The organism is Campylobacter sp. 19-13652, assembly GCF_019702925.1.
In the GTDB taxonomy this organism is placed as follows: Bacteria; Campylobacterota; Campylobacteria; order Campylobacterales; family Campylobacteraceae; genus Campylobacter_A.
The window spans coordinates 543,810-568,692 of the sequence record NZ_AP024713.1 but is presented as its reverse complement, the minus strand read 5'-3'; the positions used below and the strand labels follow the sequence as shown (position 1 = coordinate 568,692).

Annotated in this window: 23 protein-coding genes and 1 tRNA gene; 8 read left to right on the top strand and 16 right to left on the bottom strand. The window is 41.2% G+C overall.

Going from position 1 to position 24,883, the window contains the following annotated elements; all coding sequences use genetic code 11:
* Positions 1-3: 3 nt before the first annotated feature.
* From aspS to ppa, 5 genes are all read left to right on the top strand, one after another.
* Entirely contained in the window at positions 4-1,758 is a 1,755-nt protein-coding gene (gene aspS / locus LBC_RS02705; protein WP_221254578.1) for an aspartate--tRNA ligase, read from the top strand.
* 5 nt (positions 1,759-1,763) lie between these two features.
* Positions 1,764-2,330: an adenylate kinase gene (locus tag LBC_RS02700; protein ID WP_221254577.1), complete on the top strand. Its 567-nt coding sequence runs from the start codon at positions 1,764-1,766 to the stop codon at positions 2,328-2,330.
* Between the two features lie 271 nt (positions 2,331-2,601).
* A complete protein-coding gene (locus tag LBC_RS02695) occupies positions 2,602-3,048 on the top strand; it encodes a low molecular weight protein-tyrosine-phosphatase (RefSeq protein ID WP_221254576.1) in 447 nt (148 codons plus the stop codon).
* Positions 3,045-3,443 (top strand): hypothetical protein, encoded by a 399-nt coding sequence (locus LBC_RS02690; protein WP_221254575.1) that lies wholly within the window; start codon positions 3,045-3,047, stop codon positions 3,441-3,443. The genes LBC_RS02695 and LBC_RS02690 overlap by 4 nt, the downstream gene beginning before the upstream one ends.
* Positions 3,434-3,952 (top strand): inorganic diphosphatase, encoded by a 519-nt coding sequence (gene ppa, locus LBC_RS02685; protein WP_221254574.1) that lies wholly within the window; start codon positions 3,434-3,436, stop codon positions 3,950-3,952. Before LBC_RS02690 ends, ppa begins: the two co-directional genes overlap by 10 nt.
* Before the next feature lie 536 nt (positions 3,953-4,488).
* Here the strand turns inward: ppa and LBC_RS02680 are convergent.
* From LBC_RS02680 to LBC_RS02670, 3 genes are read right to left on the bottom strand one after another with little or no spacing between them, the layout of a single operon-like run.
* Complete coding sequence (locus LBC_RS02680; RefSeq protein WP_221254573.1) at positions 4,489-4,899, bottom strand: hypothetical protein; 411 nt, start codon at positions 4,897-4,899, stop codon at positions 4,489-4,491.
* Positions 4,896-5,687: a phosphatidylserine decarboxylase gene (locus LBC_RS02675; RefSeq protein ID WP_221254572.1), complete on the bottom strand. Its 792-nt coding sequence runs from the start codon at positions 5,685-5,687 to the stop codon at positions 4,896-4,898. Before LBC_RS02675 ends, LBC_RS02680 begins: the two co-directional genes overlap by 4 nt.
* Entirely contained in the window at positions 5,688-6,821 is a 1,134-nt protein-coding gene (locus LBC_RS02670; protein WP_221254571.1) for a metallophosphoesterase, read from the bottom strand.
* Between the two features lie 153 nt (positions 6,822-6,974).
* Between LBC_RS02670 and LBC_RS02665 the strand changes: the two genes are divergently transcribed.
* Positions 6,975-7,049: transfer RNA gene (locus LBC_RS02665), tRNA-Asn, on the top strand.
* A 104-nt stretch (positions 7,050-7,153) separates the two neighbouring features.
* On the opposite strand, the gene LBC_RS02660 is transcribed toward LBC_RS02665, so the two are convergent.
* The 9 genes from LBC_RS02660 to LBC_RS02620 all read right to left on the bottom strand — a co-directional run bounded on the left by LBC_RS02660 (position 7,154) and on the right by LBC_RS02620 (position 17,933).
* On the bottom strand, positions 7,154-7,660 hold the full coding sequence (locus LBC_RS02660) for a YqhA family protein (RefSeq protein WP_221254570.1): 507 nt from the start codon (positions 7,658-7,660) through the stop codon (positions 7,154-7,156).
* Between the two features lie 133 nt (positions 7,661-7,793).
* A complete protein-coding gene (locus LBC_RS02655; RefSeq protein ID WP_260173455.1) occupies positions 7,794-8,177 on the bottom strand; it encodes a restriction endonuclease subunit S in 384 nt (127 codons plus the stop codon).
* Positions 8,178-8,224: 47 nt separating this feature from the next.
* Positions 8,225-10,915 (bottom strand): N-6 DNA methylase, encoded by a 2,691-nt coding sequence (locus LBC_RS02650; RefSeq protein WP_221254931.1) that lies wholly within the window; start codon positions 10,913-10,915, stop codon positions 8,225-8,227.
* A gap of 1 nt (position 10,916) precedes the next feature.
* The gene (locus tag LBC_RS02645) at positions 10,917-11,945 is read right to left on the bottom strand and encodes an aspartate-semialdehyde dehydrogenase (protein WP_221254569.1); all 1,029 of its coding nucleotides are present in this window, start codon (positions 11,943-11,945) and stop codon (positions 10,917-10,919) included.
* A gap of 76 nt (positions 11,946-12,021) precedes the next feature.
* Positions 12,022-13,203 (bottom strand): sigma-54 dependent transcriptional regulator, encoded by a 1,182-nt coding sequence (locus LBC_RS02640; protein ID WP_221254568.1) that lies wholly within the window; start codon positions 13,201-13,203, stop codon positions 12,022-12,024.
* A gap of 10 nt (positions 13,204-13,213) precedes the next feature.
* Positions 13,214-13,657: a hypothetical protein gene (locus LBC_RS02635; RefSeq protein ID WP_221254567.1), complete on the bottom strand. Its 444-nt coding sequence runs from the start codon at positions 13,655-13,657 to the stop codon at positions 13,214-13,216.
* On the bottom strand, positions 13,633-14,121 hold the full coding sequence (locus LBC_RS02630) for a lipoprotein required for motility (RefSeq protein WP_221254566.1): 489 nt from the start codon (positions 14,119-14,121) through the stop codon (positions 13,633-13,635). The genes LBC_RS02635 and LBC_RS02630 overlap by 25 nt, the downstream gene beginning before the upstream one ends.
* A 52-nt stretch (positions 14,122-14,173) precedes the next feature.
* Complete coding sequence (gene gyrA / locus LBC_RS02625; protein WP_221254565.1) at positions 14,174-16,780, bottom strand: DNA gyrase subunit A; 2,607 nt, start codon at positions 16,778-16,780, stop codon at positions 14,174-14,176.
* 106 nt (positions 16,781-16,886) lie between these two features.
* Positions 16,887-17,933: a TRAP transporter substrate-binding protein gene (locus LBC_RS02620; RefSeq protein WP_221254564.1), complete on the bottom strand. Its 1,047-nt coding sequence runs from the start codon at positions 17,931-17,933 to the stop codon at positions 16,887-16,889.
* 147 nt (positions 17,934-18,080) lie between these two features.
* Between LBC_RS02620 and rho the strand changes: the two genes are divergently transcribed.
* Together rho and LBC_RS02610 are read left to right on the top strand one after the other, a co-directional pair.
* Entirely contained in the window at positions 18,081-19,403 is a 1,323-nt protein-coding gene (rho, locus tag LBC_RS02615) for a transcription termination factor Rho (RefSeq protein WP_221254563.1), read from the top strand.
* A gap of 523 nt (positions 19,404-19,926) precedes the next feature.
* Positions 19,927-20,574 (top strand): hypothetical protein, encoded by a 648-nt coding sequence (locus tag LBC_RS02610; protein WP_221254562.1) that lies wholly within the window; start codon positions 19,927-19,929, stop codon positions 20,572-20,574.
* A 1,059-nt stretch (positions 20,575-21,633) separates the two neighbouring features.
* On the opposite strand, the gene LBC_RS02605 is transcribed toward LBC_RS02610, so the two are convergent.
* From LBC_RS02605 to mscL, 4 genes are all read right to left on the bottom strand, one after another.
* Positions 21,634-23,010, bottom strand: coding sequence for a multiheme c-type cytochrome (locus LBC_RS02605; RefSeq protein ID WP_221254561.1), 1,377 nt, complete (start codon positions 23,008-23,010; stop codon positions 21,634-21,636).
* Between the two features lie 9 nt (positions 23,011-23,019).
* Positions 23,020-23,589 carry a NapC/NirT family cytochrome c gene (locus LBC_RS02600; RefSeq protein WP_221254560.1) on the bottom strand — a complete coding sequence of 190 codons (570 nt, stop codon included), beginning with the start codon at positions 23,587-23,589 and terminating at the stop codon, positions 23,020-23,022.
* Positions 23,590-23,717: 128 nt separating this feature from the next.
* A complete protein-coding gene (locus LBC_RS02595) occupies positions 23,718-24,356 on the bottom strand; it encodes a Crp/Fnr family transcriptional regulator (protein ID WP_221254559.1) in 639 nt (212 codons plus the stop codon).
* Positions 24,356-24,757 carry a large-conductance mechanosensitive channel protein MscL gene (gene mscL, locus LBC_RS02590; RefSeq protein WP_221254558.1) on the bottom strand — a complete coding sequence of 134 codons (402 nt, stop codon included), beginning with the start codon at positions 24,755-24,757 and terminating at the stop codon, positions 24,356-24,358. Before mscL ends, LBC_RS02595 begins: the two co-directional genes overlap by 1 nt.
* Positions 24,758-24,883 lie beyond the last annotated feature (126 nt).

The window sequence follows — 24,883 nt, the reverse complement described above, 5'->3', positions numbered from 1 at the left end:
AAAATGCGAAGTCATTATTGCGCCGAGCTTTGCAAAGACGACATCGGTAAGACCGTCGAACTAGCAGGCTGGGTAAATACCTACCGAGATCACGGTGGTGTTATATTCTTTGACCTAAGAGATCGCACAGGGCTAATCCAACTCGTCTGTGACCCAGCAGATAGCAAGCAAGCCCACGAAATAGCAAGCCACGTAAGGGACGAATACGTCCTAAGAGTAAAGGGCAAAGTCCGTGCTCGTGGAGCTGGGTTAGCAAATCCAAGGCTAAAAACAGGCGAGATAGAAGTCGTCGTCGATGAGCTAGTAGTGGAGAATGAAAGTGCGGCGCTGCCGTTTATGATAGGTGATGAGAGCGTGGGCGAAGATGTGCGGCTAAAATACCGCTTTTTAGACCTACGCAACGAGCGTTTGCAGCGAATTTTTATGCTCCGTTCCAAAGCAGCCATAGCTGCTAGAAACGCACTTGATAAAATGGGCTTTATTGAATTTGAAACGCCTGTTTTAACCAAGGCCACGCCAGAAGGAGCGAGAGACTATCTCGTGCCAAGCCGAATTTATCCAGGGCAGTTTTACGCCCTACCGCAAAGCCCACAGCTTTTTAAACAGCTTTTTATGTGTGCTGGTTTTGATAAGTATTTTCAAATAGCAAAGTGCTTTAGGGATGAAGATCTGCGTGCTGACCGCCAGCCTGAATTTACCCAAATCGACGTTGAAATGAGCTTTGTAACGCAAGAAGACATTATAAATATGGCGGAGAGTATGCTAAAAGAGGTCTTTGCTGCTTGCGGATATGACATAGCCACGCCGTTTCCTAGAATGAGCTACGCTGAAGCGACTGAAAAATACGGCTCTGACAAGCCTGATTTGCGTTATGATTTAGCGATGATTGACGTTGATGATATTTTTGAGCGAAGCAATAATGAAATTTTTAGCTCGATCGCAAAGGATAAACGCAACCGAGTAAAAGCCCTAAAAGTGCCAAATGGGGATAATATTTTTAGCAAGCGTCAGATGAAAAGCTTTGAAGAATATGTGCGTAAATTTGGCGCACAAGGGCTTGCGTTTTTGCAAGTCAAAGAAGAGGGCTTAAAAGGGCCACTTGAGAAATTTTTTGAGCCAAGCGACCTTGATGAGATTATTGCCCGCTGCGAGCTAAAAGTGGGCGATGTCGTATTTTTCGGAGCTGGCAAGAAAAAAGTCGTGCTTGATTATATGGGGCGGTTTAGAGCTTATCTAGCCGAGCAGATGGGTATCATCGATGAAAATGCGATGAAATTTTTATGGGTGCTTGATTTTCCTATGTTTGAGCAAAACGACGACGGCAGCTACTCAGCAATGCACCATCCATTTACAATGCCAAACAACATCGACGAGCCAGATCTAGAAAAGATCACAAGCATCGCCCACGACGTCGTGCTAAACGGCTTTGAGCTAGGCGGCGGGTCTATTCGTATCCACAAAAGCGACATACAGCAAAAGGTCTTTGCTAAACTTGGCATAGACGAAGCCGAGCAGCGTGAAAAATTTGGCTTTTTACTAGACGCGCTTAGCTTTGGTGCGCCGCCGCACGGGGGCATTGCCATAGGCTTTGATAGGCTTATAATGCTAGCAACAAAATCTAGCAGTATCCGTGATGTCATCGCATTCCCTAAAACCCAACGTGCCCAGTGTGCTATGACAAAAGCCCCTAGCGAAGTAAGCCCAGAGCAGCTTAGAGAGCTAGGACTACGCATAAGAGAAAGCAAAAAGGAGAGTTAAATTTAATGAAAAAGCTATTTTTAATCATCGGAGCCCCAGGCAGCGGCAAGACCACAGACGCGAGCCTAATCGCACAAAACGACGCAAGCTACGCACACTACTCAACTGGCGATTTACTAAGAGCCGAAGTGGCAAGCGGTAGCGAGCTAGGCAAGCTAATAGATAGCTTCATCTCAAAGGGCAACCTAGTGCCGCTTGAAGTCGTGGTAAATACCATAATCTCAGCGATCAACGGCTCAGATAAAAGCAAAATTCTAATCGACGGCTACCCACGAAGCGTAGAGCAGATGAGCGAGCTTGACAGCGTGCTTGCCAAGCAAGAGGCTATCAGCCTAGCTGGCGTGGTAGAAGTAGATGTAAGCGAAGCCGTGGCACGCGAGCGAGTGCTAGGACGTGCTAGGGGGGCTGATGATAACGAGCAGGTCTTTAATAATAGGATGAAAGTCTATACAGAGCCGCTTGCTGCCATACGTGAGTTTTACAGCAAAAAGGGGCTGCTTCACACGATTAACGGCGAACGCACGATAGATGAGATAGTAGCCGACCTAAAAAACCTAGTCGATAGCCTGTAAACTGCCCCCCCAGCTGGACTACCCCCCAGCTGGTGCAATGTCATAGCTTAAAAAATAAAAAACTAGCCCTGCTTTTTTAGTCTAAGTCTTGCAAATAAGCTTAACAAAGAGGGCTAGGAAATTTTAAATACCCTAAAAATTCACAAAACGCTAAATTAGCCAACCAAAATGTTTAAGCGGCTCCGCTTAATAATTTGCGTCTTGCTGCAAGCCCGCAAAATTAAATTTAAAGCAAACTTTGTGTAAAATCACCCTTTTAAAAAGGGGTAAAATGAAAAAAATCATCTTTCTCTGCCACGGAAATATCTGTCGCTCACCTGTGGCTGAAGCTGTGGCAAAGCACGAAGTGGCAAAGGCTGGACTAGCGGATAAAATCGAGATACACTCAGCCGCCCTAAGTAGTGACGAGATAGGCCACACCCCAGACCCACGCAGCCTAGCCACGCTTAAGAGCGTCGGACTAGACGGACTAGTCAAAACGCACAGAGCCAGGCAGGTGCAGGCTAGCGAGCTTAGCGACTTTGACCTATTTGTCGTGATGGATAGCAACAACGTCCGCCAGTTTCGCTCCATTTTTGGCACTACCGAAAAGATGATAAAACTCCTAGACGACAAAGACGTAGATGACCCATACTACACGCTTGAGTTTGACCGCACATTAAATGAAATCCAAGCTGGCGTAGCAAATTTAATTCAAAGCTTAAAGGCAAATTTGTGAAAGCCCTAGCAATGGCTTTTTTGCTCCTTTTAGCAGGCTGTGCAAGCCATCAAATATCACACAAAATAAGCGCAAAATGCAGCCAAAACGAGATAGATGAGCTGCTTGAAACTAGGCTAAAAGCCCTGCTAAAAAGCCAAAATAGCATAAGCCTAGCGTGCGAAAGCCTAGAGTTTAGCGGCGCAGGCAGGGGGCTAATCTACTACACGGGGCTTGAAAATGGCGGCTACGCCAAACACGTGGCGCAGGTGGATATAATAGACAAGGACAAAAAGCCGCTAACAGGCCTAAAAATCACAAACAAAATAAACCAGGGCGCATACGAACTAGACAAAATAGTGCAAAAAACAGCAGATGAAATTATTTTAAATTTAAAGGAGAAACAATGGATATAAGCAAAATCAAGGTGGGGCAAAACCCAGATAAACTAAACGCCGTCATCGAAATCCCATACGGCTCAAACATAAAATACGAAATCGATAAAGAAAGCGGCGCAGTCGTGGTAGATCGTGTGATGTATTCGGCGATGTTTTACCCAGCCAACTACGGCTTTATCCCAAACACCCTAGCCGCCGACGGCGACCCAGCCGACGTGCTAGTGCTAAATGAGTATCCGCTTCAAGCTGGCAGCGTCGTGCCGTGCAGGCTCATAGGCGTGCTTATAATGGAGGATGAAAGCGGAATGGACGAAAAGCTCCTAGCCGTGCCAGTAAGCAAAATCGACCCTAGATATGAGAACATAAAAAGCCTAGATGATCTGCCAAAAATCACGCTTGATAGGATTAAAAACTTCTTTGAAACCTATAAAATGCTAGAACCTGGCAAGTGGGTGAAGGTTAAAGATTTCGCCGACGCAAAGACGGCTGAGAAAATCCTAGACGAAGCGATAAAGGCGTATAAATAAGCTTTTGTAGGCTTGGCTATGGCGTGGGCTTATGCGAGTGCTAGATTTACGTGAAGCTGGAGTGAGCTGTTGGCTTGTACTAATCTGACTATGGGCTTGTATGAGCTGGCTGGGACTGGACTAAATGTAGGACTAGCTTTGTGTTTTTGAGACTACTTTAATAGTCTGCGAGCTTTTTTGGGCTTTAAAGGCTGGATAAATTTAATTTGTCTAGCCTTTAATTCAATTGCAACTTATATTTAAATTTAAACAACCCTGCCTTTATACGATAATTTACTTAAATGCAACCCAAATTTTATCCACTCGTATTCTTAGTCTATCTCAAGCTTAAGCTTTAAATTTAGTAATTTTGTGCTCAATACAGCAACCAATCCCATGCACAATAAATTTAAAATACGAACATACCACACAAACCATAGTAAGTCAATTCAAATTTGTAGCCATCAAAGTGTTGCGGATTTTAAACCGCATTAAAAGGCGGCTTGCCTTTTGGCTTAAATAGCAAAAAGCCAAAACAGCCCCTGCCACAGATAATTTTAACCGTAATAAGGCAACTTAAACACCAGCCAGCCCACAGCAAGCCCAGCCATAAAAGCCGCTAAAGATGCCATAATCATGCGCTGTTTATAGCGCTTTTGCAGCTTTTCAACCTGCTTTTTATGGTGGCGCTTCACGCCCTCAAAAGTGGCATTTAGCATTTTTTCATTATTTGCATTTAGCTGCTGCGCCATACGTTTTATATGCTCCTCATTTAGGTGCGCCACTGTCTTTATGGTTGCTTCACTGAGCTTTTCAAAATCCTCACAATGCTCCCAAATACCCGCTATATCGCCCTGTATAACGTGCTTGGATAGCTCAGTCGCATCCTCTCCAACCACCTCTACAAATGAAGCAAATTTGCTAGCCTCGTCATTATTTAGAGCTACGATTTGTGCTTTCTCGCTCATATTATCTCTCCTATGCGCTCACCAAATTTGACACTTTTGCCGCTGATTTCATCAAATCGTACGCTAGAACTATCTGCTAGAACGACCACAGTCGAGCCAAGCTCAAAGCAGCCCAAATCCTCGCCCTTTTTGACATAAAGGCACTTGTATTTATGCTCACTAGGTGCGCCGCTTTTTGCATTTGTCTGTATCGTTTTATCAAAGCTAAAGCGCATTTTAGCGACATTTATTGCCCCAACAAAGACAAGATATATCCACGCACCACTTGCACTCTCACACCGAAGTACGACACGCTCATTAAGCGCATAAAGCTCTGGCTTGTGGCTTAGCGTACGCTCACTCACGCTATAAAGCGCACCAGGTATGTAAGACGCGCTTAAAAGCCTAAGATCGCAAGGCGCATGATAGTGATGGTAATCTTTTGGGCTTAGATAGATATTTGCGTAGCTAAACTCGCCAGGTAGCTCGCCACCAACTAGCTCTCGCGCGCTATAAGTATACCCCTTTACACTCATAGCCATATCGCCCTCGCCCACTCCAGCAAATAGCACTTTGCCATCACTTGGGCTTACAAAGACGTTATTTTTATCATCTATGGCGCGCGGCACCTCTAGCTTTCTGGTAAATAAAGCAAGCAAGCTATCATATCCTGAAGGCTTTCTAAACTCGCTCATATCAAGTCCAAAAAGCCTAACATAAGCACTATTTATCAAGCCTTGTAAGCCAAAGCGAAACTTACAAGCCGCAAATCTACCAAATGCACGTGAAATTTGATGTGCTAATATCATTTACTCTCCTTTTAAATTTAATACAACTATCTCGCTAGGCGCAAGCACCCGCACAGGCGGTCCCCAAAATCCGGCCCCAGAGCTGACATACACCTGCGTCTTGTCGCTATGTCTATAAAGCCCATGCAAATAAGGCTGCTGTAAAAGCACCAAAAGCGAAAATGGAAAAATTTGCCCCGCATGAGTATGCCCACAAATAAGCAGATCAACGCTATCCGCTAGCCCCATCTCATCAAGCACGCGCACAAACCTAGGCTGATGCGCTAGAATAATAGTAGGCAGCGTCTCATCTATACTAGCCAGTGCGGCTTTAGCATCAGGCGCCATGCCATCTCTAGCACCAGCTATATCGTGAACACCGGCTAAATTTATCCCACCAACCCTCACGCTTTCATTTTCTAGCACCCTGACGCCATAGCTTTTTAAAAGAGCGATAATTTCGATAGCACCGTGGTAAAACTCGTGGTTGCCAGTAACGTAAAACGTGCCATACTTTGACCTAAGCTCGCTAAGAGAAGCCAAAAGTCCATGCTCAATAGAGGCGGGAATATCTAGCAAATCCCCAACTATCAGCACCGCGTCGACATTTTGAGTATTTATGCGCCTAACAATATCACGCATAAACTCATCACCCAAAAACTCCCCTATATGCACATCACTTATCACAGCTAGCCGAAGCGGAGCGCTAAGCCCTTTTAAATTTACGCTCACCTCACGCAAAGCAGGCGTCTTAAGTGCGCTAAAAAGCCCACGTAAAAGCAGCCCAAATGAGATAATTAAAAAGCTAAAATCAAACATCATGCGTATAAATTTACGCCTAGATTTAGAGTGTTCTTTTAAGATAACTCTCGATGAAGCGGCGATGATAATATCATAAATCAGCGTCGCGCTAGCTAGAAAAAAGCTCATCCCAAAGCTAGCCGCACCCACCAAATAAACCCAAAGAGACACTTCAAAAACACGCAAAGACAGTAAAAAAACCACACTAAAAATAGCTAGTAAGGCAAAAATCACAAAAAATACAAGTCTAAATTTAGACAAAAAGCCGATTTTGCATATTAGCCTTTTATAGGCGTAGACATTAAAAAGCAACGCAATCAATGGCGCAATAATCAAAAATACGTAATAACTCATAATTTAAGTATAACCAAAAAATGCTTAGCGGCTTAATAAAAGTGATACTTTTGCATAAAATTTTTATTTTCTGGATATTTTTTAGAATTTAAGCTTATTTTAATTGACAAAGCATAAATTTTTTACTATAATCACAACTCATTTTTAAAACATTCCGGATTAGCTCAGCGGTAGAGTAGTCGGCTGTTAACCGATTGGTCGCTGGTTCGAATCCAGCATCCGGAGCCACTTTTATCTCTCTTTTTTAAAATCCCAAAAGTATTATTTTTATTTTATAGGTTTCAAACATTTAGATATTTTGGCCTAAGGTCAGAAAGCACTAGCCAAAGCCGCTAATGCTCGCCCCTATGCAGAAAATATAGCCCCAAGCAAAGCCCTAAAATAGACACCGCAAGATAGAGCATCTCAAGTGGCGTGGTAAAGCTAGCGTGCAAAACTCGCTGGAAAAAATTTACAATCAGCACCATTATAATCACCTTTGCCAGCTTATCCTTTAGCTCGTCTAGGCTATGCACCTCTAAAACTTTGGCGTGCTTTGAGCTTTTCATCGCCTCAATCTCGCTAATAAACAGCTCATAAATTCCAAAACTAAAGATAAAAAGCACAAGCGCCATCAGGTATAAATCCACCGCTCCGATGATACTGCCCACCACATCTGAGTGAAAGCTCTCTGGGTGAAAGTCAGCAAAAAAGTAGCGATACACGTCAAAAATGACCGCACAGACGTCATAGCTAGCGATAGCAAAAAGTACCGCCGCCCCCACAAGCCCAAAAATCACAGGCAAAATCGTAAAAACACGACTGCTCCACATTAGCCGTTCAAAAAGTTTTTCTAGCATTTGGCTCCTTTAAATTTAAAGCCAATATTTTAACAAAATGGACTTTAAATTTAAAGCACTAAGCACCCACAACTCTTTTTGTGGCATTAATTTTTCTTTCACTCCATATTACAACATCTTTTATGACTAGCTTTTAAGTGGCGCTTATAAAATCTCGCATAAAATTAAAATCTGGCTCATTATTTTTGCTTGGAATAATAATATTTGTAGAATTAAAGCTTTTTTGACGATATTGCTTTGCGTATGAATATTTGTCTCTTATGCTGCTTGAAATAGAACAAGTTAAAAATAAATTCTCATATCTACCTATATTATCCTTTGAATACAGCACCAAAATATTATCATCGGCACTAAAATCATATCCTCTATAAAAAACATTACCAAACATATCTATCGTAATTGTATTGCTGGGAAAAATTTCCTGCTCATCATTCTTAATATATTCGGCAACGCCGCAGTTTTCATATCCAGCAGTAACCAGCGGTCTATTTCCACGAATTCGTCTTGATACAACAATCCTTGTTCCACGCCTTAAATTAAATAATTTACTAAGCTCAAACTCTGCTAAGCTACAAGGGGCGGAGTTAACCCCCCATTTTCAGGGTCATAAATGGCATCAAATTTCTTCAATGCATCTTTTTCTTTTTGGTTTAACTCATAGTCTTTTAAGCCAGTTACGGCAAGATACGCCTCGAGCTCTTCGAGGCGTTCGCTTTCTAGCTCTTCTAGGTACTCGTTCTCGAGCTCTGAAATAAATTTTTCCATAAAGCAAAAATTTATTTCGCCCTTGCTATCGCAAGGAAGGGAGATTTTTATATCTTTAATCTTATCCCATGTAGCCATATTGCTATAGCCATAAATTTTATTTAAATGAGAAAGATTTGTTGCAATAAAATTTAAAACCCTAAAACCCATATCCATAAAAGGCACAGCAGCAAAAACCCTGGCATGAGTTACCATTTTAAATGGGTAGTTTCTAGCAAAGCAATTGCCAAACATATCAATGCTCAAACAAGGCTTATGTATTATTTTTGCAGATACATCGCTTCTGCCCATTACACCCCTATCGCTCTCCCCAGATGTAATAACAAGCTCTCCTCTGCCATTAATGTGCTTTTTTTGAATATCAAAATTTCCATTTTCATTCTTAAAAAGCTCGCTTAGCTCAAACTCTCTCCACTCCACGCCATTAGTGATAAATTCAGTCTCCAACCTAGCTATACGCTCACTTACAGATGACTTGCGACTGGGATTTTCCTTTTTTAAAATTTGACTCACTTCCCAAGCCAAATAATCACTCACGCTCTTTTTAAAATCGCTTAAAGTTGGCTTTGTGTCTATCTTTTTATGCTGGTCAAAGTTCCAATCAGCTCCACAATTATCGCTATCAAAACAAGCTATGAAATCCTCCACATAAGCGCTAGATAAATCCCAACTAGCATCCACCCTAGCATTTAGCCCTGATTTGTAAATTCTTATTATATCGGCGTAGCGCTTTTCTGGTTCATCTATTTCAGCCGTGCTTCTTTCTGTACGCTTAAAGCCATCGTTTCTAAAGTCTATAAATTTAACAGGCACTTCAAAATCGTGAGGCTCTTTGGCTTTAAAAATATAAATGCTAGTCTGCACTCCAGCCATAGGCATAAAAAGGTCGGTTGGCATTTTTATACTAGCTAACAAGGTATGCTTAGCTAGTATTTTTTTATTTGTGGCTACCGCTTTGCCACTACCTGCGCTATCTTGGATTATAATAGCACCAAGTCCACCTTTTTGCATATGGTTTAAGCCAAATTCAATAAAAGGCATGCCGTTTTCTTTATGGCTAAAAGGTGGATTTAAAAGTACCCTATCAGCATTAAAGTCGCAATAGAGCTCTGGCGGAGTATCAAAGACATTTGCCTTTTGCATTAACGATGAACCATCGCCTCTCAATATCATATTTGTAGCCGCTAACGCATACATCTCAGCATTTAGCTCCACGCCTAGAAGCTGAGATTTTTTAATCTGCTCTATCTTTTCGATGCAATCCGCCGAGCCTTTTGCTAGTTTGGCTTCGCAATCAGTTATCATTAACTCCATCGCACTTATTAAAAAACCTGCACTTCCAGTGGCTAAGTCCATAACCCTACTATCTTTATCTATATTTAAAATTTCACTCATCATTTTTGTAACATATGGTGGAGTAAGTACAATGCCAAGCTCCTTACCATCGCCTAGAGCGTATTTTAAAAACTCACTATAAAGCTCACCCATAATATCAAGATGTCCGCCAAGACGATCTATTTGCATAAAAATATTTTCATAAATATAGACAAAAATTTGTTTGTTTATGCTAGCTTTCGCTTCTATAATTTTACCAACCAAATCATCAGGACTAGCTAGCTCGTCCCTATAAGGGTCTTTTGATATCTCAGAAAATGAAGCAAGCATGAGCTGCATTTTATTTGTCTTGATTTGTTTAGATTTTAAAAACTCTTCGATTTGATTTTTTATTTTTATACCATCTCGGTTTGTATCTGTTTGAAGCCCCTTTAAATCATCTGGAGTAAGTCCCTTTTGAATTAAAGCGCCATCGCTATTTCTAACATCTTGCATGGCAAGCAGCATACCAGAGACATAAAGCACACGTTGCGGAGCGGTGATGGAATGATTTTGCATTAATTTATTGAGCTTTTTGGCATACCCAGCTAACTCATCTTTTGTTTTTATGAGTATCGCATGCTTTTCGCTTTCGTTTAATATTGCGTCTTTATAAAACTCATTAAAACTTTTTTCATTTTCTAAGAAATTTAAATTATCAATAGGTAGCTTTTTATAATCTCTCTCGCCAGAGCCATACACATAATAAATCTCCATTTTAGCATTTTCTCTATCATCAGCGGCACAACCTATTGCTATGACTTCGCTATATTTTGTGCTAGCTAACATCGTACGTGCATAGTGCAAAGCTCCATTAACAGCGTATTTTTTAATACTAGCTTCATCAAATTTAATGCCGCCCTTACTAGCATTTACTAGCCTTTTAAGTCCCAGCTTATTTTCCATGATTACTGGGGCTTTGTATTTGGTTATATTAAAATCAGGCTTTCCGAAGTTGGTTTTATTTTTTGTCTTTGCACCACCCCTTAAAGCATCTTTTAAATACTGGCTCATCTGGCTTTCTACGCCATAATCAGCATCGCTTTTTAAGCCCAATTTGCCTAATATCTCTTTAATATAATCATTAATATTGTCTTCTAGTTTAAATTTCATTATTTTACTCTGCGTATTTTTCCGCCCACTTTATCGCTATTCTAACAGCATTTGTCGCGGCTCCCACGCGGATCTGATCTGCGGCACAAAACAGGTGCAAGATACGCTCGTCAAAGTTATCGCTCCTAATGCGTCCCACGTAGGTGTCGTTTGTGTCACTTGAGATTAGGGGCATAGGGTATTTTTTCTCGCTTGGCTCATCGTATAGCACCACGCTTGGGGCTTTTGCTAGCACGGCTTTGGCTTCGTCTGCTCTTACTGGACGCTCAAAGTGTATGGTGATAGCCTCGCTGTGGCTGCGAAGCACAGGCACACGCACGCAGGTTGCGCTCACTTCGATGTCTTTGTGCAGGATCTTGCGAGTCTCATTTACCATTTTCATCTCTTCTTTGGTATAGTCATTTTCTTTAAAAACGTCAATGTGCGGGATTAAATTCAAAGCCAGCTGATGAGCAAAGACCTTTGGCTCGCACTCGTCAAGCTTAAACTCAAAAAACTTCTGCATCTGCACGACCAGCTCCTCCATACCCTCCTTGCCCGCGCCACTTGCCGCCTGATACGTCGCCACATCCACACGCCTTATACCAAAGGCGTCATCAAGCGGCTTAAGCAGCTGCACCATCTGGATAGTCGAGCAGTTTGGATTTGCGATTATGCCACGCTCACGCCACATCGCTATGTCCTCAGGATTGCACTCAGGCACGACTAGTGGCACATCAGCGTCCATCCTAAAATGGCTCGTATTATCTATCACCACCGCGCCACTTTGAGCAGCAAGAGGAGCAAATTTAGCCGACACCGACCCGCCCGCTGAGAAAAACGCTATGTCAATATCCGCCTCCTCAAAGCTACTCTCAGTCAGCTCCTTTACCACGTAGCTTTTGCCTTTAAATTCGATTTTCTCGCCCGCACTTTTGCTGCTTGCTAGTGGCAGCACGTCCGCCACTGGAAAGTCAAGCTCAGCTAGGACGTTAAAAATCTCCTCACCCACAGCACCAGTCGCACCCACAACAGCGATATTATACTTTCTCATTTTTGCCCTTTTTGATTAAATTTAAATTTTTGGATTTTAACTTAAATGCGTTTAAATTTTGTTTAACTAAAGCTCATTATTTCGCTCTACGTGCGTCTAAGAATAGATCGTTTACGCCGATAAATTCGCCTTCACTTAATATAGCAGCGCGCTTTATGATTGAAATAAGCTCCCTAATATTACCAGGATATTCGTACTCCAAAAGTGCGTCGCAAGCCTCTTTTTGTATGGTTTTTACACCTAGTGAGTACTCATCGCAGGCTGATTTTAGCACGCTATCTGCTATACCTAATATCTCATCTTTGCGCTCTCTAAGTGGCGGTATGGCTAGAGGTATCGTGGCTAAACGGTAGTACAAATCCTCTCTAAATTTGCCATTTGCGATTGCCTCTTTTAGGTTTGCGTTTGTAGCGGCTATTATCCTGACGTTAAACTTTACAGGCTTTACTCCACCAAGCCTACACGCCTCTCCCTCCTGAATAGCGCGCAATAGCTTTGCCTGCAAAGGCATAGGCATCTCAGCTATCTCATCTAAAAAAAGCGTACCATTATTTGCTAGCTCAAACTGCCCTGGTTTTGCCACGCTAGCATCTGTAAAAGCACCTTTTTCATAGCCAAAAAGCTCGCTTTCGATTAAATTTTCAGGCAGGGCTGCCATATTTAGCGCAATAAAAGCAGCATCTTTTCTTGGTGAATTATCGTGAATAAAGTGCGCAAAGACCTCTTTACCAACGCCACTTTCGCCGTTTAGGAGTATGGATACGTCGGTTTTAGCAGCTTTTAAGGCTATGTTTTTAGTCGCCTCAAGGGCCTCTGAGCTAGCGATAAACCCGCCATTTGTAGTCTTTGGGGCTGGATTGTTTGTGGGATTTGATTTTTTGCTATTATCAGCAAGCTCTCTTTCGACCTCTTTTAGCTTTGCTATACGCATTATTGCAGCATACAATGTGTCTGCGTCAAAAGGCTTTGTAAGAAAATCCCTAACCCCTAGTCGTACACTCTCAATCGCCCTATTTAGCGTAGCATTGCCAGTCATAATGATGACGTCATAGCGTCCGTTAAGCTCTTTAATAAACTCAAGCCCATCCATGCGAGGCATATTAATATCAGTGATGATTAAATCTACGCTCTCATCTAGCTTTTTTAGCGCTTCGACCGCCGATTTATATGTCTTTAAATTTAACTCATCATACTCGCTAAGTGCAATTTCTAGGGATTTTCGCATATTAATGTCATCTTCTACAATGGCAATATTCATAGCCTTATCCTTATTTTGATATTAAATAAATAATAACGTAATGAGCCTTAAAATCAGCCACAAATCTAACAGGAGGGATTATTATTTCAGTCTTATTTGACGCGTTTAAATTTAAAAGCTCACTCCACGAGCTAACCCTGCTTTGTTGGCTTAAAAAACAGTTAAAAATTTCATCTTTTTTGCTATTTAAAATATCAAGTCTGAGATTATTATCAGTAGTAAAATTAGTGGCACTTGGCAAAGAGATAACACAAATTTGTTTTAAAGTGGGGTGCGAGGTTTGACTCATGGCTGGGAGTATATTTAGCTCATTAAAATCTAGCATAAAATCATGCGTCTCAAGCCTAGCCCAAAAGATATACTCCTCGCTTTTAAGGGTACTTAAAAGCAGGAGGAAAGATAAAAAAGTACGAAAAATAAAGGCACGTTTTAGTATGAAAATACCTCGCGCCATTTTTCTTGAGTTACATTAAGCTGGAGGGTAACCTTATAAATTCCATCAGCAAAGCCCTCGTCTATTATGGCCGCATTTTTAACTAGCCCCTGTACCCTAGCCGTTACTCTTGAGTTTTGCAGCATGGCATTTTGCACTGTATCCTCGCCATTAATTCTAACTCCGTAAAGCTTTCCAGCTAGGTTTGCGTGAGCAGCAGCTAGTGCGGCGTGCTTGGCTAGGATTTTTGCCTGAGCTATGGATAGAGCCTTTTGCGGAGCTATGCCCTCACCAGTGGCAGTGAGAGTTACCTCCTCTGGGAGCGAGCTTGCAAAGCCCTCCTCCTTCATAACCTTTATAATATCATCTCTATCAACCTTTTGCACCACCACCTCTTTACTAGGCTCAGAAGCAGACGAAAATCCATTAAAACTACACCCAACAAGCCCTATACCAGCCAAGATAGCAAAAGCCAAAACTCTCATTTTATATCCTTTATCTTAAATTTATCAAAATGCCTCATAAGCAAACCTAAGCCTACTCCTCAAGCAAACCACCCTCATCATCAAAATCCTCATCATCTCCGGCCTTAGGGCATTTGGCTATGCTTACGACCTCTTCGCCGTCCACATTTACCACGATGACGCCGCTTGTGTTTCGTCCTGCTTTGCGTATGCTTTGCATATCGGTGCGTATCATCTTGCCGCTTGAGGTTAGCGCCATTAAATCCATCTCATCATCGACCATCGTTACGCCCACTAAATCGCCTGTGCGGCTGGTTAGCTTCATACAGATTACGCCCTTGCCACCTCGGTTTGTCAGGCGATACTCATCGGCTGTAGTTCGCTTGCCTATGCCTTTTGCGGATATGCTTAGTATCTCTTGGGCGTTGCTTTCAATGACCGCTGCACCCACGACCTCATCGCCTGCTTCTTTAAATTTAATGCCAGTTACACCCCGAGCCGAACGTCCCATTTGTCGGACTTTGCTTACATTAAATTTAAGGCACATTCCCTTTTTCGTAACGATAAATAGCATAGTCTCGTTGCTGTCTATTTCGCCTACGCTTTCATCATCGCTATCGTTAGCTTCGATAGGCTCTAGCATTTGAGCTTGCTCCTCGCCGCTCTCATCGCTATTTTCTAGCTCGCTATCAATATATTCCTCGTCCCCACTCACTATTAGCACTGAGACCAAATCGTCATTCTCATCAAGGCTAATCGCCCTAACGCCGATTGAGCGGATGTTTTTAAACTCGCTTAAATTTGTTCGCTTGACTATGCCATTTTTGGTGAAAAACGCCAGCGACTTGCTCTGGCTAAAGTCGGTGGTTGGGATTATTGCCATTATTTTTTCATCAGGCTGCAGCTGGATTAAATTTACCACCGCTTTGCCCTTTGCCGTGCGGCTTCCTTCTGGGATTTTATACACTTTTAGCCAGTATAGCTGTCCGCGGTCGGTTACAAACATTAGCGTATCGTGGCTGTTGCAGGTAAAAAAGCTCTCGATAAAATCATCATCATACGTCGTTACCGCTAGCTTGCCCTTGCCGCCACGCTTTTGCTTCTCATACTGCTTGCTTGGCACTCGCTTTATATAGCCCCTGTGCGTAATGGTAACGACCATATTTTCATTTGGGATTAGATCCTCAATGTCGATATCGTCGTAATCATCGACTATTTCGGTAATACGTGGAACGCTAAATTTAGCCTTTATCTCAAGCAGCTCATCTTTTATGATTTGCTCAATCAAGCTCTCGCTTTTTAGTATCGCCTCAAGGCGCTCGATTTCTGCCATTATCTCTTTTAGCTCATTTTCTAGCTTTTCTCGCTCAAGCCCAGTAAGCTTGCTTAAACGCATATCAAGTATGGCGTTTGATTGAAGCTCGCTTAAGCCAAAGCGTCTCATAAGCCCCTCACGAGCAGCAGCTGTGTCGGCGCTCTCCTTTATCATGGCGATAACATCATCGATATTATCAAGAGCGATTTTTAGCCCCTCTAAAATATGCGCCCTTGCCTTTGCTTTATCAAGATCAAAAATAGTACGACGAATTATGACTGTCTTGCGATGATTTAAAAATAGCTTAAGTAATTCGATTAGATTAAAAATTTTAGGCTCTTTATTATCAATAGCAAGCATTATTACGCCAAATGTGCTCTCCATAGGCGTGGATTTAAAAAGATTATTAAGCACTATCTCACTCATTGCATCGCGCTTTAGCTCTATGACTAGGCGCATACCGTCCTTATCGCTCTCATCTTGAACTGCACTTATACCATCTATTTGCTTATCTCTTACAAGATCAGAAATTTGCTCATGTAACCTAGCCTTATTTACCTGATAAGGCAGTTCATCTACGACTATTAGCTCTTTATTTGCCTTTTTTTCTATGTGAGTTTTTGCACGTAGCTTTATACGTCCGCGACCTGTACGATACGCCTCCACTATGCCCTTTTTACCATAGATTATACCCCCAGTTGGAAAATCGGGCCCCTTTATATGTGTCATTATCTCCTCTAAGCTTGCATTTTTATCCTCAAGCACGCACAAAAGTCCGTCGATTAGCTCATCTAGGCTGTGCGGTGGGATATTTGTCGCCATGCCCACAGCGATACCACTGCTGCCGTTTAACAATAAATTTGGCACACGAGCAGGTAGGATGTCAGGCTCTTTATCGCTATCATCATAGTTTGGGACAAAATCCACAGTGTCTTTTTCTATATCACGCAAAAGCTCCACGCTAAGCTGCGTCATCCTAGCCTCAGTATATCTCATCGCAGCGGCATTATCTCCGTCGATAGAGCCGAAGTTACCCTGTCCGTCAACTATACGCTCACGCATAGAAAAGCTCTGCGCCATACGCACAAGCGCATCATAAACCGCCGTATCGCCGTGTGGGTGGTATTTACCGATGACATCACCGACTATACGAGCTGACTTTTTATACGCACTTCCTGGGCTTAGCTTTAAATCGTGCATAGCGTAGATTATGCGCCTATGTACTGGCTTTAACCCATCTCTAGCATTTGGTAAAGCCCGCCCCACGATGACGCTCATAGAGTAGTCTAGGTAGCTGCTTTTTATAGAGTCCTCTATATCTATGACTTCTATATCTTGATTTGCACTAAAAATATCGTCTTGCATTAAAATCCTTAAAAAATAGCTTTTTGATTTTAGCTAAAATTTACTAAAAACTAGCTAAGTGAGGCATGAAAAGTAGGGGTCGCCTCCAAATTTGAAGGCGATAAATTTATTCAGCAGTTCTAATATAAGCATCAACCGAGATTTTGCTCCACTCTCTAGCTTCTTTTACAAAAGCACGCTGAGAATCTAATATCTCTTTAAATAACGGATCTTTTGCCGCTTCCTCGTCTAATAGCTCATCGCTTGCCTTTTTAAGCGCAGCCATTATGTCTTTATTAAACGAGCGCACCTCAATATCAGGGTGTTCGCTTTTCATCTTTGCCCAGAGTTTGATATTTTCATAATACCCCTCAACCATCGCTCGTTCAGCCACTACTGCCATTGCGGATTTTAGCACGGCTTGCAGATCCTCTGGGAGCTTTTGCATTGATTTTTTATTAACAAAAAACTGCGTCTCGCCGTTTGGTTCTTGCCAGCCTGTATAGTAATATTTTGCGACCTTATAAAAACCAAGACCCATATCATAAGCTGGACTTACCCACTCAACAGCGTCTATCGCACCAGTTTCAAGTGCTAGATAAAGCTCTCCAGTTGGTATGGTGCTAACGCTTGCGCCCACCTTTGCCATTACCTCACCGCCAAATCCAGGTATTCGGATTTTTAACCCCTTTAAATCTTCTAATGAATTTATCGGTCTTTTAAACCATCCACCCATCTGCGTGCCAGTATTTCCGGCACGGTAAACGTCTATGCCGTATTTATCATAGACTTTAGCCTCCAGCTCCTTGCCACCGCCAAATTCATACCAAGCATGCTGCTCATCAGCTGTCATACCAAAAGGCACCGCGGTAAAAAACATAGCCTTTGGGTCTTTACCCTTGTAATAATAACTAGATGTAAACCCCATGTCATACTGTCCTGTTTTTACAAAATCAAGCACAGCAAATGGCGATTTATGCTTACTAGGATAGTCTACTTTTATCTTAAGCCTACCGCCACTCATCTTATCGGTTATCTCTATAAAATCTCTCATCTCATCGCCAAATACGGGCGTCGTGCTCTCCCAGGTACTAGCTAGCTTTAGCTTATACACCTTATCTCCAGCAAAAAGTGCACTAGCAAGAAGCAAGCTTGCTAATAAAATTTTCCTCATCAACTCTCCTTACTATAAAATTTAAAGTTGCTATTTTAGCACAGAAAAACTTATGATTTATTTTCATTTTAGGACATTTTTAATACAATACCCCAAATACTTCAAATCCACAATATCTTTCACTATTTTAAGATTTAAAGAGGAATAATGGATAATCAAACCCAAGAGGCACAAACGCCTAAACAGCGCAAAAATTCGCGTACACACATACCTGTTGATGGACACAAGATTGAGGATTTACGCCAGCTTGATTTAGATAGCTTAGTGCAAATCGCAAACAAAGTAGGCGTGGAAAACCCACGCGAGTTTCGCCGCCAGGATCTCATTTTTGAAATTTTAAAGACGCAGACAAAGCAAGGCGGATTTATACTATTTACTGGAATTTTAGAGATTATGCCTGATGGATATGGATTTTTGCGCTCAGTTGATGCAAATTTTTCAGATAGCTCAAATGACGCTTACGTTTCAAATTCACAAATCCGCAAATTTGCCCTACGTGTGGGCGATATAGTAACAGGACAGGTAAGAGAGCCTAAAGATCAGGAAAAATACTATGCACTTTTAAAGATAGAAGCAGTTAATTATATGCCGCTAGCAGAGGCGAAAGAGCGTCCGCTATTTGACAATTTAACCCCACTTTTTCCAACTCAAAAGCTAAAGCTTGAGTATGATCCACTAAAGCTAACTGGACGAGTACTAGATCTTTTTACTCCAACAGGCAAAGGTCAGCGCGGACTAATTGTAGCTCCGCCACGAAGTGGCAAAACGGAGCTTATGAAAGAGCTAGCCCACGGTATTGCTCGCAACCACCCAGAAGCTCATTTGATGGTGCTTCTAGTCGATGAGCGCCCAGAGGAGGTAACGGACATGCAGCGTAGTGTAAAAGGCGAGGTATTTAGTTCAACATTTGACCTACCAGCACTTAATCACGTCCGAGTAGCCGAGCTAGTCATCGAAAAGGCAAAGCGTCTAGTCGAAATGGGCAAAGATGTCATAATACTCCTAGATAGCATCACCCGTCTAGCTAGAGCCTATAACACCGTAACTCCGCCAAGCGGCAAGGTACTAACAGGTGGCGTGGATGCAAACGCCCTACATAAGCCAAAACGATTTTTCGGAGCGGCACGCAATATCGAAAATGGAGGTAGCCTAACGATAATTGCCACCGCACTAATCGACACTGGCTCAAGAATGGATGAGGTGATTTTTGAGGAGTTTAAAGGCACTGGAAACAGCGAGATAGTCCTAGACCGCAATATCGCTGACCGCAGAATTTATCCAGCCATTAACGTACTAAAATCAGGCACACGAAAAGAGGAGCTTTTGCAAAAACCTGATGATTTGCAAAAAATTTGGGCGCTACGCACCGCAATCGCTTCTATGGATGATGTGGAGGCGCTTAAATTCCTATATGCTAAGATGCTAAAAACGCAAAATAATGCTGAGCTTTTAGCCATAATGAACGAATAAAGCTCGGATAAATTTCAAAAAAGGAGCAAAAACGCAAAAGGTGGTTTTGGTAATAGGCGCTAGCAACTAGAGCGTCTTTGCCATAAAACAAGCACAAGGGCTTGGGCTTAAAGTTGTAGCTTTTGACGCAAATAAAGATGCAAGCAGGACTTAAGGTGACTAACGAGCGCTTTATCCTAGATATAAAAGACGCAAAATTAATAATAAAAGCGATAAATGACAATAAATTTGATCTATTCTGCGTCTGCCAGTACCTATAAATAGATACCTAAGCACAACTGGAGCCATAAACAACTACTACGGACTCGAGCATCCTGACCTAGAAGCAATTAATGACTGCACGGATAAGTTTATATTTAATAATAAACCAAAAAGCATTCTATGATAAATTTAAACCCATATAGGAGAATACAACCACTTCTAACAAAACACTCACTTACAAAATTTAAAAACTCCAACACAGCAAAATAACCTCCATGGGAGAGGTATTAACACAAACAAGAACGAGCCAGAATGGTGAAGTTTGAGAAGGATTAAGCGTGAGATACTAAGCAAAGACACAAGCTTAGATAATTTAACCTACCAGTTTATAACAAAACCTCGCTTTGGCAGCGGCAGTCGTGATGTGGTGACAATTTTTAGCGTTGATGATTTTAAACAAGCCTTAAAAAATATCGACATTTTAAATGAGGATTTTTTAATAAAGGAGTTAGCCCTTGGCACAAAATATGGTCTAAGCGGTAATCGTGCTAAATGGAATTTATCATCACATACTAATGCGCAAAAAAGTGCTCACGCCATTTCCATATCGCTAGTGCGTGGCAAACACAAGCACTCCAAAAATCCCAGAAGTAACAAAATATATGTAGTGCGCTGTAGATGCTTTAAGTTTAAAAATAGCCCAATAAACACAGACTTAACCATCGATGAAAATGGTACGCCATTTATCATAGAAATAGCTCTGCGCCCTAGTGGACAATGCCTCTCAAAAAATTTTGTAACACTCACAACAGGGGTAAACATAGCTAAGGAGCGGGTAAAGCTTGCGTTGGGTCAGGAGTTTAGCTTTAAGCCAAAGTTTTATAAGCAAGATATCATTAAACGATGGCGATACGTAGCGCCTGATTTTAAAGCCTTAGAACGTGAGCTTGGCACAATAGATTATGACTAGCATAAACGGAGATTTTAATGAGCAAATTTAAAAAGATAGACGGTGAATGAGAAAACAAAAGCAGCCCAAACTGCTGCATACAAAGCGTGGCAAAGTCACGTAAGCAATCAGCTTACGATATATCCAAATGAGTATTTAACTAGATATTTATAAGTATAAATTTAAAAAGTAATAAATTGTGACTGTGGAACGGCAGACACACGCAGATAATTGCCATAAGTAGAGAGGCTGTTATTATCATAGACATAAATGAAAAATGTACAGAAAATTACGCAAAAAAGGTGTAAAAACATTAGTAGCGTAAAAGTACTTTGGCTTGGCATCCCTCCCACAGCATAAAATCCCTAGTAGGAAAAAATGTCGACTGTGCCATTTGTTTTGGAGTTTTTTCTAAATTACAAAGACCTCATCATGCAGATATTAAACGAATGTAGCTTAATGCTTAGTAGTGGTGGCAGGCTATTTGACAATTAAAACATAAGAGAGTATAACCTGTATAAAGATGGCAAGAAGATAGACAAGAACACCTTTGCAATAGGCCGAAGCTCACACAAAAATATGCTCTATTATTTTCCTAGCTTAGGCGAGATAAGCAAATGTATATAGATGCTGGATTTGAAATTTTAAGCATAGGCACAGAGGAGTTTACAACGAATAATATGTGAGTAAAAACTCATTTTATTTAATTGATGCGGCAAAACGCTAGCTTTTATCTATCTAGAAAATCTAGGCTCACCCTTTTACCAGCAGGTAATTTGCTTTAAATTTGACTAAGATGCGCTTAAAGTTTATCAGGGATTTAAACCTTTTTAATTAACTTGCGCCTCTAACTTTAAGCAAAGCACAAAAGTAAGCACGTTTTGCTTAATATTTAAATCTGATAGGCAAATCATAAATTAAGCCGTAGTGTTTAAACAATAACGCTTTTTGTAATAAGGGCAAATTATGAAAAAAGATATAAGAGTGGATTTATTATGGCTTTAAATTTATCTTTATTCCATAAAGAATAAATCTAATAAATTTAAAAAAGGCTAAAGCTTACGCCTTAGCCTTTAAAGTTTAATCTATCTTGCCAGTTTCGATTCTGTGCTTATAGATTTTGCGTAGTTTTCTGATGTCGTCTTTTACTTCAAAAACTCCATGCCAGTGTGAATAATCAGGAGCATTCATCATCGCACCCTGTCTCATACGGCGTCCCTCATGGTGCCATAGGTGATAATAAATCTCTTGGAATTCATCACTCCATGGATCCGCTTCTAGCAGATTTTTTGCTTTTAGATCATCAAGCATTTTCTTAGCTTCATCAAAATATACGTTATAAAGCTGCACTTGCTTATCCGCCATCTCAAAGAAGTTATCTGTATGTAGCGTACTATGGCAAGCCTTGCATACTAGCTTCATTTCAGCGCGAGCTGCTTCTGGGCCTTCTGGGTGTCCTGCTTTTGCATTGCCGACATTTTCTTTTCCAGTTTTCCAGTACTCATATGGAGCTGTCTCATAACCGCCTGTTCTAAGCTCTGTTCTAGGAGCCCATAGATTCCACTTCAAACGTCTTGAAACGTTGTGCGTTGTGGTAGTTTCACCCACGCCACTCATATGGCAAGCCGCACAAGTTGGTGCTCTAAAATCAGGCACATCCCAAGTATCAGGAGCTGCTGTGAAATTCCATGTATCAGCCTCGCTGTTGTAAATATGTCCGTGCATTGAGTTATTAAATATCTCAATATCTGGGTGATCAGGTCCTAGGTGGCAGCTAGCGCATGCAGCTGGCTTTCTAGCCTCAGCTATACTAAACTTATGTCCGCTGTGGCAAGCCTTACAACCGCCGATACCGCCGTCAGGATAGACATTGCCTATGCCGTAGTTTGGCCAGCTCTCTTTCACAGGTTTGTTATTATCGTCTAGCTTGATTATAGTACCGTGGCACTGCACGCAGCCTGTTACTTCAGGGGCTAGTTTAAATTCTGGGTGATCTGCGCCTTCAAAGTGATGCATTAATTTTACCATACCTGGCTTAGCATACATCTGCATAGCTCCACGACTGTGTCCTGATTTTAAGAACTCATCAACCTCTTTATCATGGCACTTAGCGCAAGTTTTTGGGCTAACTAGCATAGATACGTGATTATTTGAGTCTTTAGGGTGGACATTTTTACCCGCCATAGGGCTATCAGCTGGGACGGAGTGGCAGTCTGTACAGCTTACTCCTACGTGAGCGTGACGGCTATTTTTCCAATCAGCTACGATACCTGGGGTTTTCTCAGCATGACACTCCACACAGCTTTTTGCAAGCGGTGTTAAATTTCTATCAATCTTAACGACTTTTACCATATTTAAGTTAAGTCCGTCAGATTTAGCGTTTGACGTGCTAGCAGAATCTGCAGCAGCTGCAAACGAGACTAAACAGGCTAATAAAATAGCAACTTTTTTAAACATCTATCCTCCTTACTTGGTTGATTTTTCTACTTTTAGTTTTGCTTCGTATTTATCAATGTGAAAGCCTAAATCTTTATGCCCTACATTTGTATGACAGTCTACACAGGATTTTTTATTTGGATTTCCTAGGACAAAATACTCCCTGTGTGGTAAAAATGCCTTACCAGCTTGTATTACATTTTTTAAATTTCCATGGCAACTTAAACAGCCACTATCATAGACAAAATGGCTTCTATGTTCGCGTTTTTTCTGCCAGTCTATCTTATCGGTGTCGGTAAAAATTGTCTTATAGACATCATTAATCGTAACCTTTGCTTTTGTAAGCACATAAGTATACGCACTTGTGTGATCTAAATGACAGGCGACGCACTGAGCTTTTAAGCCTAGTTTATTATTGCCTCCGTGGACATCATTAGCATACGCCTCATTTTCTGGCTGCATTGTATGGCACACCGTGCATATCCAACCACCACCAGTAGCGTGTAAAATATCAGCTATACCCATAGAAGCAAAAAGACCTATGACGATGCCAACAAGAACAGAAGTCCAAACAAAAAACTTCTTTTTAATACCTGACAATCGTTCCTCCTTTTAAATTTAATCTAATTTTCCTAATTAAGCAAAAATAAAAATCAGTGCGAATTGTATTTAAAATTTTCTTAAATTTCATTGAGGTAAATCAATTAATTTTTAGTTGATATTGGGTATTAAATTTGGTAAAAATCGGATAAAAACTGTTCGTTTTTCTCTAAAACTTGGTTATTCTCATCAAGGTTGATTAAATTTGAGGATTTAAATTTATTGAGGATACGAGAAAATGTCTCTGGGGCTATATTCAAGATAGAGGCTATCTTTGTATGCTTTAAGCTATTAAACAAATCTTCATGCTCTACTATAAATTTTGCAACCTTTGCCTCAGAAGTTAGCACCAGTTCCTGATGTAAAAGATTACTTGCTATTTTTAATTTTTCTGAAAGGGAGCGAATCATGGCTAAGCTTATGCGAGGATTTTTCAAAATATGCTCGCAAAATTTCTCATAATCAATCTTTAGCACCTCTCCGCCTAGGGTAAAAACAGCACTTGCTGGATATGGGATATTTTCAAAATTGCAAAGCTCTGCTACGAAATTTAAAGGCGGAAGCTGGTGCATAAATATCTCCCGACCCTTTGGAGTGCTTTTATAAAGGCGTATAGAGCCGCTTATTAAATAGCAAAGCCACCTTGGCTCCTCGCCCTCCATAAATAAAAACTCCCCACTTTTATACGAACGCACAGTGCTAATAGAGCTTAAAAGCTTGCGCTCATCGGAACTAAGACCGTTAAAAAATGGGAGATTTTCAAACATTATCTATTTTTAAGAAGATCACGAATTTCTGTTAAAAGCTCGATATCAGGAGCTGGCTTCTCAGGCTCTGCTGGAGCCTCTTCTTGCTTGCGTTTGAATGAATTTATGCCCTTTATTACACAGAATATACAAAACGCTATGATTAAAAAATCGACCACGGTTTGGATAAACATACCGTAATTAATAGTAACTGGTGGTAGCCCTGCTATACCCTCAGATATGCTGAGTTTTAAATCTTTAAAATCAACTCCGCCAGTTAATGCACCAACAATTGGCATAATAATATCGCTTACTAGCGAGCTTACTATCTTGCCAAACGCGCCACCGATAACGACGCCAACGGCCATATCGACAACATTACCTTTTACAGCAAACTCTTTAAATTCTTTTAAAAAGCTCATATTTTTTCCTTAATCTTGGATTTATTTAAAGCGCCTGATTTTATCAAAATAAGCTTCATAATAGATAAATTTATGTATTTTATAAATAAATATGAGCTATAATTTTGCCTTAAAAAACCAAAAGGA